The organism is Cellulomonas sp. KH9 (assembly GCF_900114185.1).
Lineage (GTDB): Bacteria > Actinomycetota > Actinomycetes > Actinomycetales > Cellulomonadaceae > Cellulomonas.
Genome location: NZ_FOSE01000001.1, coordinates 610,307 through 622,553, shown reverse-complemented (window position 1 = coordinate 622,553; position 12,247 = coordinate 610,307). Strand labels below are relative to the sequence as shown.

Annotated in this window: 12 protein-coding genes; all 12 read right to left on the bottom strand. The window is 77.1% G+C overall.

Annotated elements, in window-relative coordinates; all coding sequences use genetic code 11:
* Positions 1–29: 29 nt before the first annotated feature.
* From BMZ16_RS02810 to BMZ16_RS02760, 12 genes are read right to left on the bottom strand one after another with little or no spacing between them, the layout of a single operon-like run.
* Positions 30–533, bottom strand: coding sequence for a hypothetical protein (locus tag BMZ16_RS02810; protein WP_089798063.1), 504 nt, complete (start codon positions 531–533; stop codon positions 30–32).
* Positions 530–1,066 (bottom strand): phage tail protein, encoded by a 537-nt coding sequence (locus BMZ16_RS02805; protein WP_255366314.1) that lies wholly within the window; start codon positions 1,064–1,066, stop codon positions 530–532. Before BMZ16_RS02805 ends, BMZ16_RS02810 begins: the two co-directional genes overlap by 4 nt.
* A 45-nt stretch (positions 1,067–1,111) precedes the next feature.
* Positions 1,112–3,067: a putative baseplate assembly protein gene (locus BMZ16_RS02800; protein WP_089798062.1), complete on the bottom strand. Its 1,956-nt coding sequence runs from the start codon at positions 3,065–3,067 to the stop codon at positions 1,112–1,114.
* A gap of 1 nt (position 3,068) precedes the next feature.
* Complete coding sequence (locus BMZ16_RS02795; RefSeq protein ID WP_089798061.1) at positions 3,069–3,506, bottom strand: GPW/gp25 family protein; 438 nt, start codon at positions 3,504–3,506, stop codon at positions 3,069–3,071.
* Entirely contained in the window at positions 3,506–5,260 is a 1,755-nt protein-coding gene (locus BMZ16_RS02790; protein WP_089798060.1) for a phage baseplate assembly protein V, read from the bottom strand. The genes BMZ16_RS02795 and BMZ16_RS02790 overlap by 1 nt, the downstream gene beginning before the upstream one ends.
* A complete protein-coding gene (locus BMZ16_RS02785) occupies positions 5,257–5,922 on the bottom strand; it encodes a CIS tube protein (protein WP_089798059.1) in 666 nt (221 codons plus the stop codon). Before BMZ16_RS02785 ends, BMZ16_RS02790 begins: the two co-directional genes overlap by 4 nt.
* Positions 5,919–9,044, bottom strand: a complete 3,126-nt coding sequence (locus BMZ16_RS02780) for a hypothetical protein (RefSeq protein ID WP_089798058.1) — start codon at positions 9,042–9,044, stop codon at positions 5,919–5,921. The genes BMZ16_RS02785 and BMZ16_RS02780 overlap by 4 nt, the downstream gene beginning before the upstream one ends.
* On the bottom strand, positions 9,041–9,511 hold the full coding sequence (locus BMZ16_RS02775; RefSeq protein WP_089798057.1) for a phage tail protein: 471 nt from the start codon (positions 9,509–9,511) through the stop codon (positions 9,041–9,043). The genes BMZ16_RS02780 and BMZ16_RS02775 overlap by 4 nt, the downstream gene beginning before the upstream one ends.
* Entirely contained in the window at positions 9,504–9,677 is a 174-nt protein-coding gene (locus BMZ16_RS19140; protein ID WP_177199566.1) for a DUF6760 family protein, read from the bottom strand. Before BMZ16_RS19140 ends, BMZ16_RS02775 begins: the two co-directional genes overlap by 8 nt.
* Positions 9,678–9,684: 7 nt before the next feature.
* Complete coding sequence (locus BMZ16_RS02770) at positions 9,685–10,155, bottom strand: hypothetical protein (protein WP_218143298.1); 471 nt, start codon at positions 10,153–10,155, stop codon at positions 9,685–9,687.
* Positions 10,152–10,637, bottom strand: coding sequence for a phage tail protein (locus tag BMZ16_RS02765; RefSeq protein ID WP_089798056.1), 486 nt, complete (start codon positions 10,635–10,637; stop codon positions 10,152–10,154). Before BMZ16_RS02765 ends, BMZ16_RS02770 begins: the two co-directional genes overlap by 4 nt.
* A 38-nt stretch (positions 10,638–10,675) precedes the next feature.
* Positions 10,676–12,244, bottom strand: a complete 1,569-nt coding sequence (locus BMZ16_RS02760; RefSeq protein WP_089798055.1) for a phage tail sheath family protein — start codon at positions 12,242–12,244, stop codon at positions 10,676–10,678.
* Positions 12,245–12,247 lie beyond the last annotated feature (3 nt).

Sequence of the window (12,247 nt, the reverse complement as noted above, 5' to 3'; positions counted from 1 at the left end):
CGTCCCGCCGACCGGCGGGCTCGCGACGCTCAGCCCAGCAGCAGCATCGCCGCCACGAACGCCGCACCGGCACCCAGCAGACCGGACACCAGCGCGACCACCCACGTGCGGGGGTGCGTGCACGGCACCGGCACGGGCACCTCGACCACCACGGGAGCCGGCTCCGGGGCCGGGGGCGGCGGCAGCAGCGGCGCCGGGGGCGGCGTCAGGTCCCCGCCGCACCGCACGCACGGGCCGCGCGCGTGCCCGTTGTGCTCCCCGCAGCCGTGGCAGACGACGACCACGTCCGCGACCTCGCCCTCGACGCCGGGCGACCGGCGCACGGCCCCCGGGTCGGTGTCCCCGGGGGGCGCCCCCGCGCCGCCGCGGTCGGCCCAGAACAGCGGGAAGTCGCACTGCGGGCAGAACCCGGACGCGTCGCGGCGCAGCAGGTCCAGCGCCGTGCGGGTGCCGCACTCGGGGCACACCGTCAGGGTGCCTCCCGCCGCACCCGGGCGCGCCGGCAGCACCGGCTCACGGACCACCTCGGTCATCGGGACCCCTCCTCGGGTCGCGGCCACACCGTGCGACCGCCCACCACCAGCTCGACCCGCACGTGCGCGGGCACCTCGGCACGCACCAGCTCGACCAGCTCGTCCTGCGTCAGCCGCCCCGGGGTGGCGGCCTCGAGCCGCACCCACGCGGTGTCGTCCGGCTCCTCGCCCAGCGGGTGCACACCGCCGCCGTCCACGACCCGTGCCGGCCCGCCGGTGTACCCCTCGAGCAGCAGGCGCAGCCCGTGGGCCGTCCCCCGCCACGGCAGCGCGGCCGCGCCGGCGACGAGCAGGTCGCGCTGCAGGTCCTCCGGCAGGTCCGCGTCCAGACCGGGCAGGCCGATCCAGCGGGCCAGGTACCGGACCATCTCCGGCGGCGCGAGCCGCGGGTCCGCGAGGTGCGGGAGGTTGTCCGGGTGGGCCAGCAGGGTCTCGGCCTCGGCCTGGAAGATCCGCACGAACCGCGCGAAGAAGTCCTCCGCGACCATCCCGCCGGGGAGCTGCGCGAGCAGCCAGTCGTCAGCGCGTCCCACGGTGCACCCCCGCCGTCCTCGGCACCGCCGTCATCAGCACCGCCGTCATCGCACGACCACGCGGTGCCCGGCGGACAGCAGCAGCGTGTCCGCGTCGATCGTCAGGGACTCGCGCCCCTCGCCGACGCGCCGCCCGTTGCGCAGGTCGTACCCGAACAGCGTGACCTCGTCGACGCCCAGGACGCCGTCGACGCCCTCGACGACCTGCGCGACGGCGGTGGCGGTGAGCGTCTGGCCGAACGGCCACCCGGTGCCGTGCGGACCGCCGACCAGCGGGTGCACGAACCGCGTGAGCGCCTCGACGACCCGCTCGCGCACGGCCTGCGCGGGCCGCCCGGGCACCGCCCGGACCAGCGCCGCGACGGACACCCCGTGGTAGTACGGCGCCCCCAGCCCCACCGAGACCCCCACGGTCCGGCGCCGGTCCAGCTCGGTGGCGACGGTGTCGAGCAGCCGCGGGGAGAGCACGAAGTCGTCGATCGTGTGGGTGCGCGGGTCCGTGCGCACCTGCGGCACGAGCAGCACGTGCACCGGCGCCACCGGCCCGTCGGGGGGCACGGCCAGGCACCGGGCCCGCGCGACCTCGACCGACGCCTGCCGGGCGACCTGCTCGAAGTCGGACGCCGTGACCGCACGCTGCCCCGCGCGCAGCGCCAGCGGCCCGCGCACCTTGGCCTCCTCGACCGTCTCGGCGTCGACGCCGCCCGTGGCCGGGACCAGGTTGGTGACCGAGCGCACCGACGGCAGCGCGGTCCGCAGCGACGTCAGCGTGCGGACACCGACGTTGCCGCGCGACCCGCCGCCGGTCCGGTAGCCGGTGACCCGCACCTGCGCACCGTCCGGCGGGACGGCGCCGTGCCGGCGCGTGCGGCCGTCGGGCTGGCGGACGGCGGGGCCGAAGCGCACCTCGCCCGTCGCGGAGTCCCACACGACGTGCCGGTCGTCCGGGCCGGAGGCGGAGAAGTCGGGGACCTCGTCCCACTCGGTCGCACCGGTGCGGTCCACGACGACCACGCGCTCGTCGGGCCGCCGCGTCGCGACGGGTGCGGCGGACACGGCGAACCGCTGGCCCGGGCGCCCGTCGGACCGTCCCAGCACCTCGGCCGGCATCGCCTGCGCGTGCTCGGCGGGCACGCCGACGCCGACCGTGCGCACCTGCACGGAGCCCACGTGCGGGGACGCCTGGTACGCGGGTCTGCCGTCGGCGCGGTCGAGCAGCCGTGCCCGCAGCCAGTACGCGGTGGTCCCGCCGATCGTCAGGGGCGCGTGCCGGTCGCCGACCAGCAGCGTCACGGCGCCGTCACGGTTGAGCCCGCCGGTGGTGTCCTCGTCCACGACCGTGGGCACCCACGCCTCGCCGCTCCACACCTCCCACGCCAGGGGCGGGCGCGTCGGGTCCACGCCGATGCCCTCGGCGTGCGCGGTGACGTCCAGGCGCAGCACGAGGTCCGCGAGCGGCCCGGCGCAGCCCAGGTACAGCGCGTCGCCGTCGCGGATCGGTGACGACGGGAAGCAGCGCACGGACTCGCCGGGCACCTGCAGGGCCTCCCACGCGTCGGTGGACGCGGCGCCGTCGGGGCCGGCCGTGCGCGCCGCGACGAGCACCGGCGGGACCGCGACGGCCTCGGCGGACGTCGCGAACACCACGGGGTCCTGCCCGCCCACCGTCACGGTCGAGACCGCGGTGCCCGCGGGCACGACCACGGGCTCCGTGGCCGGCGCGGCCAGCAGGAACGTCAGCCGCGTGCGCGCCACCGACGGCGGGAACGGCTCGACGCCGACGAGCTCCAGGAAGTGCGCGTACATGCGGTCCGGCACCTGGTTGACGCGGTACAGCACCATCTCCCCGACCCACGCGAACAGCTCGACGAGCGCGACGCCGGGGTCCGACAGGTTGTGGTTGGTCCACTCGGGCGTGAAGCGCGGGATGAGGCGCTTGGTCTCGTCGACGATGTCCTGGAACCGGCGGTCGTCGAGGTTCGGCGGGTCGAGCGGCGGCATGTCAGGAGTCCTCGCGGGGGATCACGTAGAAGGGGAAGACCAGGTTGCGGCGGTCGTTGGTGGACCGGACGCGGTAGTCGATCTGGATGTGGAGCAGGCCGGTCTCGCCGGGGTCCTGCACGGGGCGCACGTCCTCGACGTCCACCCGCGGCTCCCACTGGGCCAGCGCGTCGCGCACGGCCTGGCGCACCAGCCCGACGAGGTTCGGGGTGATCGGCTCGAAGAGCAGGTCCCAGATGCGGCAGCCGAACGCGGGGCGCATGAGCCGCTCGCCGGGGGCGGTGAGCAGGACGACACGCATGGCGTCCTCGACGTCACCGGTCCCGTCGGTCATGGCGATCGACCCGGTGTGGTCGACCGCGAAGGGCCAGGCGAAGCCGCGGCCGACGAAGTCGGCGGCGGCCGTCATGCGCGCCGAGGGGTGCTGGAGGTCGCTCATCAGTTGATCGCCACCGGGTTGCCGACGACCTTCGTCGGGCCGGACGCGGAGACCTCGGCGGTGCCGCTGGCCTTGAGCGCGACCTGCGCGCCCGTGACCTCGACCTTCGCGGTGCCCTCGATCTTCACGGTCGTGCCCTTCAGCCGTAGCTCGTTGTCCGCCTGCACCGCGACGTCGGTGCCGCGCACGGTGACGCGTCCTGTGCCGTCCAGCTCGATCGACGACGACCCGGCGACGATGCGCAGCGGGATCTTCCCGACCTCGAGGACGGCCTGCTGCTGCGAGATCCGCAGGCCGTGGCCGGCGGCGCCGAGCGCGAGCTCGACGTAGGCGTCGTCGCCCGACTCGCCGTCGCCCAGGACGAGGCGCTGGCCGTGCCGCGCGTGCAGGGCCCGCACGCGCGGACCGCCCTGGGCACGCACGGTCTGCGGCGGCAGCGCCTGCGCCGAGTGCAGCCCGCCCAGCACGACCGGCCGGCTGACGTCGCCGCCCTCGAACGCGACGAGCACCTCGTCCCCCGGCTCGTGCTGCAGGACCATGCCGCCCGCGCTGCCGCCGCCGGGCGCGAGCACCCGGGCCCAGTCGGAGGACGTGCGGTCCGACGCGGTGACGAACGTGACCCGCACGCGCCCCAGGCGGTCGGGGTCGTCCGTGCTGTTGACGGTCGCGACGACGAGCCCGGTGTGCCGCGCGGACCGCACCGCACGCTCCCCCGTGGCACCGCCCAGGCGGACCGGCTCGCGGTCGCCCGCGACGAACGTGGTGCGCGAGGCGCGACCGTCGAACCGGTGCTCGACCTCCTGCACGTAGTACGTGCCGTCGAGGGGGCCGCCCTCGGCGACCTCGACCTCACCGCCGGGCACCACGTCGGGCAGCAGCGGGCCGCGGCCCTGCGCCTCGACGCGGCCGTGCCGGGCGGCCATGGCCTGCGCCCGCACCCGCGCCTCCTCGGCGGAGCGCACCTGCAGCCCGCCGACCTGGATCTGCGGCGTGGCGCCCCCGGCGTCCACCCGGGCGGTGAAGCCGGCGCGCGGCGCCGGTGCGTCGGCGGTGGCGCGCACCGACGTCGTGGTCGCGGCGTCCCAGCCCTGCACGACGTACGTCGCGTCGGGTCGTCCGACCTGGCGCGCGGACAGCTCCTCGAGGTCCACACCGAGCGTCAGGCGCGCGCGGCGCGCCCCGGACGCGGTGCCGTCGGCCCGCCGCCACACGCGCAGCGTCGTGCCGTCGACCACCCAGTCGAGCCCGGAGGCGACCGCGAGCTCGTCGATCAGCCCGAGCGGCGAGTCCGCCTGCAGGTGCCACGGCTCGGTGCGCGCGGTGGGCCAGCCCTGGACGGTCAGCCGCGCCGCGCGGGCGAGCTCGGCGACCACCTGCGAGGCGTCGACGTTGGCGCGCGCGACGACCCCCGCGTCGGTGGTCAGCGCGTACGCGCCGTCGTGGGCCGTGACGGTGGTGGTGCTGCCGCGGTGGTCCGCGCGGGTGCCCAGCGCCGTGACCGTGCCCGTGAACAGGGCCGTGCCGTCGACGCGCACCTCGACGTCCTGCCCGATCGCGAGACGCGAGGTGACCAGCCGGTACCCGCGGTCGACGAACGTCAGCGACGCCCGGCCGACGGTCCGCACGCCGCGCTGCACCCGCACGTCGACGAGGTCGTCGAGCTCCGTGACGCCCAGCGGGCGCCCGCCGAGGCGCACGTCGAACGACGTGTGCGCCAGCGGGTTGAGCCGGGCGGTCCCGACGTCCGTGCTCACGCGTCACCCCGCGGGACGGACAGCACGGTGCCGGGACGCAGGTCCAGCGGGTCGTCGATGCCGTTGGCCTGCGCGAGCGCACGCCACCGCGTCGGGTCGCCGTAGTGCTGCGCGGCGATGCGGTCCAGCGTCTCGCCGGCCTGCACCCGGTGGACGCGGTGCGGCTGGGGCGTGCCCGACGTGGGGTTCTGCGGGCCGAACGCGCGCGACGGCTCGTACTGCCGCAGCTCGAGCCCCGCCCGGGCCCGCAGCGGGGTCCCCGACGCGGAGAAGTACGTGAACGTCAGCTCGAGCGCCGCGACCACCGCGGTGAACGAGTGCAGGTCGCCCCAGTGGAACGTGACGGTCGGCGGGCGGACGTTGCCCGTGGCCTCGTCCGCGCCCGGCAGCGACGGGTCGACCTCCATGAGCTCCAGCAGGCGCCCGGTGTGCCGGGTGACGTCGGTGCCGTCGTGCGTCGTGTCGAAGAACAGGTCGACGGTGAGCACGCCGGACGACGACCCGGCGTACCGCAGCCTGGGCACGCCGCGGCCCGGGCGCGGGTCACCCACCCAGTGGTTCTCGCGCGTCAGCTGCAGCTGCGCCGGGTTGAACAGGCAGGGCACCTTCTGCCCGCCCTCGATCTCGAGGAACGCCTTGACCGGGGCCGTCGTCGCCGTCATGAGAAGACCTCCCGCGTCCGGCGCCAGGTGCGCCTCTCGTCCTGCTCCGCCAGCCGTTCCTCCACGAGCCGCACGACGCGGTCGTCGAGCTCGTGCTCCAGCCACGACGTCAGCTCGGCGCGCAGCCGGCGCTCGACGTCCGCATGGGGTGGGCGTACCTCGTCGTGCACGGGGGTCCTCTCCTGGCCGGCCGGCGGCAGCCACCGACGGACGACGGTGGCGCCCGCGGCCGAGGCGGGGGTGGCAGGGGCGGCACCGGGCGCGCCGCGGGTGGCGGCGGCCGGGAGCCCGCCCGACGCGGGTGCCGCGGGCGGGGCGGCGACGGGGTCGTGGCGCACGACCGTGCGCGGCGGCAGCACCGTCAGCCGCCGGACGACGCCGGCCGCGGCGAACGCCGGGGCAGGCGCCGGGGCGCCGGCGACGGTCGCGTGCGCCCCGGACGCCGCCGTGCCGCCCGCCGCGGCGCGGCCGGTGGGGACGCGGCCCCGTGCGCCGTGCGACGTCGGGTGCGCGACCGCGGGGACGGCCGGTGCACCGGGCAGGCCCGGACGCCCGCTCGGTGCGCCGACGGGAGCGGCGGACGCCCCGAGCGCGGGGACCGCGGCCCCCGCGCGCCCGGGGCCGCCGCTCGACGCGAGAAGTGTGGCGGCCGCCGACCCCCGGCCCGTGCGCGCGACGGCAGGGAGCACCGGTGCGGCGACCGCCGCACGCAGCGCGCCGGCGGGCGCGGTGGCGCGGACCCCGACGGGCTGGACCGCGCGGGCGAGCTCACCGGCCCCGCGCAGCGACGCGACGGCGGGCGTGCGGGCCGCCGGACCACCGGCGCGCGCGACGGAGCGTCGCACCGCTGCACCGGTGGGTGCCGGCCGGGCTGCCGGCCCGGCGGGCACGTGCTGGTCGCCGCCGGTCCCGAGGGACGTGGTGCGGGCGCGCGCGGGACCGCCGTGCGACGTCACGGTGGAGGTCGCGGTGGTGGAGGAGGTCGCGGAGGTGGACGTCGCCGCGGTGGACGTCGCCGCGCCGCGCGCCGCGATGCTCGCGGGCGTGCGGACCGCCGGGGCCGTCGCGCGCGCGACGGCGGACGTCGCGGCGGGCGAGGTCGAGCCGTACGGCGCGGCAGACGCTGCTGGTGCGGGCGCCGCGGCACGCGACGTCGGGACCGGCGCCGCCGGTCCGTCCGACCGTGAGGCAGCGCCCGGCACCGTGACGTGGGTCGCGGCCTGCGAGGCCCGGGCCGCGGCGGCGACCGCCGACGCGGCGGGGGCGACCGCCCGGCGCACGGTGCTCGGCTGCACGTCCTGGGCCGGACGCGATCCGGCGACCGGCCCGGCCGCCGGCGCGCCAGGCCCGGTCGACGCGCCTCCTGCGTGGGCGCCGGTGGCCGGCGTGCGGGTGGCCGCACGCAGGGAGGGGTGGGCGGCGGTGCCGTGCCGTCCGACCGGCAGCGTGGGCGTACCCGTGCCGAGCCCGGCCGAGCGCCGCACGAGGCCGCGCCGGTGGCCGGCTCCCGGCACACGGCCGGCGCCGCGCCAGGACGCGACCGGGCCGGTGCCGTGCGCGCCCGGCAGCGCCGACGCGGCGGACAGGGAGGCGGCGTCGGGCAGCGCCGACGCGCTGACCCGGGAGGGTGCGTCGAGCGAGCCCGCCGAGGGTCCGGGCACGGCAGGGCGACCGGTCGTGACCGGCCGACCCGTCGTGACCGGCCGACCCGTCGTGTCCGGCCGACCCGGGGTGGCCGGACGCCCCGTCGGGACGCGTCCCCGGTCGACGGCGCCCTGCGCCGGCGGCAGGGCGGGACCACGACGTCCCGGGGCGCCCGCGGCGGACGGTGCCGCGGTGGACGCGGCGGCGGCTCGCAGCGCAGGCGCCGAGAGGCCGGTCCCCTCGGATGCCGTGGAGCGGGTCTCCGCGGCCCACCGCCGCACCGCCGTGACCGGACGGCGGCCCGGGAGGGGCGTGCCGGGGACGGAGGCGCGCACGGCGAGGTCACGCGGGCCGTGCAGCGCCAGCGCCGCACGACGCACGGGCCCGGCGAGGGCAGCCGTGGCGGTCGGCAGACCGGCTGCCGCGCGGCGCACCGTGCCGCCGCGCCCTCCGGCGAGAGGCCGGTCCAGCACCGCGGCCCGTCCGGGGCCGGGCTGCTCGCCCGCGGCCGGGGAGGCGTGGGCAGGTGCGGGCGACCCGGCCGGGCCGCCCGTCGCGATCGGGACCCCGACGCGGGGTCGGTCCGGCTCCGCGCCCGCAGGTCGCGACGACCCGCGGGCCGCGCCGCCCGCGGTGCCGCCCGCGGCGACGCGCTCGGCTGCGGAGCTGCCGGTGACGGTGCGCTCGGCTGCGGAGCTGTCGGTGCCGGCGCGCGCGGTGGCAGTGCGCTCGCCGGCGGTGCGGCGCGTGAGCTCGGACGCGCGCTCGGCGCGCACCGCGGCGTGACGGCGCGCCGCGGCACCCGCGTGGACCTGACGGCGCACCAGCGCGCCCCCGGGACCGGGACGACCGGAGGGCGCAGGGGCGCCGGGGACCGTCGGGCTCGTCGGCGCCGCAGCGCCCGGCGCGGGACGGCCGGGAGACGGCTGCTGCGGCGCCGTGGTCGGCCCCGGGCGACCCCGGGCGGTCCGGCGTCGGGGGGCGACGTCGGAGAGGGTGGTCATGGTGCCGACGGCGCGGACCGCGTCGGGCAGGCGCATCGGCACGACGCGCGGAGCGAGACGTGCCTGGACCGCGCCGGGGCGGTGGCCGCGCTCGTCGGGCAGCCGGTCGGCGGAGCGCGGCAGACCGCGCGGGCGGTCGCCGATCGCGGCGACGACGCCGGCGTCCTGCGCGGCACGTGCCCGACGCTCGGCGGCCAGGCCGGACGACCACCAGCGCGGCGGACGCACGTCGTCCACCACGCGGACCCGGGCGGGCGCTGCGGCGGGGCCCGCGAGCGCGCGCCGCACCGCGACGGGACGCCCGGAGCCGGACGCGAACCGCACCGCGGCGGACGCGAGCGACCCGATCGCGGCGGGGCGCGCCCGGCCCACGGGACCGGGCCGGCGCCACCGCTGCGCGACGGCCGCGCCCAGCGGGGTCGCCGGGGTCGGCCGCGACGCGCGCGTGCCGGTCACCGGGTCCGGCCCCGTCACCGCGTCACCGCGCGGAACCCGTGGTGCGCGACCTCGAGGGACTCGGTCAGGGGCGCGTCGGAGTCGGCGGACAGCGACGGGCCCGTCCAGCTCACGGCGAAGACGCCGTCGAGCTCCCACGAGCGCATGCGGTTGCCGCGGTCGTCGAGGACCGTCACGGCGCCGGTGGCGCGCGTGAGGGTGTCGCCGTTGCCGGCGAAGCCCTGCCCGGACGACCGCTGCACCCAGCCGAAGAGCGCGTCGGACTGCACCATGCCGCGCGTGAACACCAGGTGCGGCCAGCGCATCACGCCGGGCAGCTGGTGCACGTACCCGTTCTGGCCGCCCTCGACGTGCTCGACGACGTCGACGTCGAGGCGCAGGCCCTGCACCTCGCGGAACGTGCCGATCTCCACGCCGTCGACCTCCAGCAGGAACCTGCCGGACGTCGTCGGCACACCACCGCCCAGGGGCGTCTGCTCAGACACTCTCGCGCACCGCCTCCCACGCCTGCTCGTTCATCGCCGCGACCGCCCGCACCATGCGGACCCGGTCGAGGTGCTCGAGGTCCAGCAGGTCGTCGAGCGGCCAGTGCAGGTGGTACGCCAGGTAGGCGATCTCCTGCCAGACCGCGTCGACGGGGTAGCGCAGCACGGTCCGCTCACCGGGTCTCGGCCGGGAGCTCCTCGATCGCCGAGCGCGCCGGACGCGCGGACGGCACGAGGCCCGCGTCCGGGACGTCGGCGGCCGGGGTCGGCTCCTCGACGGCGGCGGGCGCCGCGGGGGCCGCGGCGGCCACGTCGTCCTGGCCGGCCAGGAACTCCTCGACCTCGGCGGGGGTGCCGAAGTTGATGACGCCGTAGAAGTCCTGCAGGTACGCCAGGTCGGCGGCGAACAGGCCCTCGATCTCGTGCGTCGTCACCAGCTCCAGCGCCCCCAGGCGCTCGACGACCCGCGCGAGCACCACGACGGTCAGCCGCGGGTCGTCCGGGCCGCTGATCGTGGGGTCGCGCAGCGGCTCGAGCTCGTCGCGGGCCGTCGCCAGCCGCATGACGCCCTGCCGGTGCAGCGCCCCCTCGCGGTCGACGTAACCGCGAGGGAGCGTGAACTCGTACCGGGTGCGCAGGGTCACTTGACCCTCTCGAGGCGCTCGATCACCAGGGACACGGTCTCCTTGATGGCGTCCGACCCGTCGACCGACAGCTGGTCGGTCGAGATCTTGCTGGGCCAGCCGTTGAAGAAGTTGAACCGCGCGACCTCCTTGGCGCCGGCGTCGTAGAGCACGACGGAGCCGTTCTTGCGGTTGGTGTCGCGCGAGCCGCTCAGGCCGCCCTCGCGCACGGCCTTGAACCACTTCCACAGCGGGTCGTTGGTGACGTCGCCGGGGGCGACGCGGGTGAGCTGCAGGTCCGGCACCTCGACGGTCTGGCCGAGGAACTTGACCTGCTGCTTCTTGCCGTCCGCGCCGATCTGGGTGACCTTGCCGACGCCGACCTCGACGTCGAGGCCGGACACCGAGATGAGGGCCGAGACGACCTGCCCGTCGATCTCGAGGAAGAAGTTCTGGGAGACGATCGGGTCGGCGCTGAACAGGCCGGTGCCGCTGCTTGCCATGGGGTGCTCCTGTGGTGGTGGGGGGCGGGCTCGGGCCGTCAGGCCGCGCTCTGCTTGTTCTGGCTGATGCGGAAGACGACGAACTCCGCGGGCTTGACGGGCGCGAGCCCGACCTCGACGACGAGGCGGCCGGCGTCGATCGACTCCGGGGTGTTGGTGGTCTCGTCGCAGCGGACGAAGAACGCCTGCTCGGCGGTGGACCCGAACAGCGCACCGGACTGCCACAGGCCGTGCAGGTAGCCGGTGAGGGTCCGCTTGACGCCCTCCCACAGGGTCACGTCGTTCGGCTCGAAGACGGCCCACTGGGTGCCCTCGAGGATCGTCGACTCGACCATGTTGAACAGGCGGCGCACGTTGACGTACTGCCAGTCCGTGTCCGAGGCGAGGGTGCGGGCGCCCCAGATGCGGATGCCGCGCGTGCCGAACGGGCGGATCGCGTTGACGCCGATCGGGTTGAGGAAGCCCTGCTCGTTCTGCGACACGGTGCGCTCGACGTCCAGGACGCCGCGGATCGTGTCGTTGGCCGGGGCCTTCCACACGCCGCGCGTCTCGTCCGTGCGGGCCCACACGCCGGCGACGTGCCCCGACGGCGGGACCACGATCTCGGCCGACGCACCCGAGCCGAGGGGGTTCTCGACCTTGATCCACGGGTAGTACATGGCCGCGAACGCCGAGTCGTACTGCGCGACCTCGGAGCGCCACTCCTTGACCTGCTGCGGCGTCATCCCGGGGGGCGCGTCGAGCAGCGCCATGCGGTTGGCGTGCTGCTCGCAGTGCGCGATGAGGGCCGTCTGCACGGCCTTCCACAGCCCGAGGTCCAGCGTGCCGTCCTCGCGCGTGGCGGCGGTGACCAGGTCGGGGACCGCCACGATCGTGACGTCCTCGGCGATCGCCAGGCCGTTGATGCCCGTGCGGGCGGCCTCCGAGCCGGCGAACTTGCGGCCCGTGACCGGCACCTTGACGGGCTCGGCCTGCTGCAGGTCGTAGGTGCCGGGGCGCAGCAGCTCGAGCTGGCTGGACAGGTCGGTCGCCTCGTCGAGGCGGATCTCCAGCTTCACCTTCGTGGACGTCTTGTTGACGACCGTCGCGGCGTCGCGCGGCCCGCCCAGGCTGAGGCCCGGGTGCTCCTCGACGACCTCGCCGCCGTCGAGGACGGTCAGCGTGAACGTCGTCGGGCCCTCGAGGTCCTCGGGGGCGTCGTCGCTGCGCACCGCGACGGACAGCTGCGCGTCGGGCTCGACCGACTCGACGGCGACGGGCAGGCCCAGCGCGCGGTCCGCCGCGGGCAGCTCGAGCGTCGCCGGCTTGCCCGACGGCTCCGCGTTGGGGACGCGGACGATGTACGCCTGCGTGCCGCCGTTGAGGAAGTAGCCGTACACCGACAGGGGCAGCATCGCGCCCTCGACGAACCCGCCGTACAGCGCCTCGTACTGCGTCCAGCTGGTCACCAGGCGCGGGGCCAGACCCTGCGGGTCGGCCGGGTCGTCGGTGGGTGCCGACGCGGTGAAGCCCACGAAGGCCGTCACGGCGGTGGGCGCTGAGGTCAGCACCTTCTGGGACGAGGGGATCTCCTCGACGTACACGCCGGGCGCGGTGTAGGTGGGCACAGG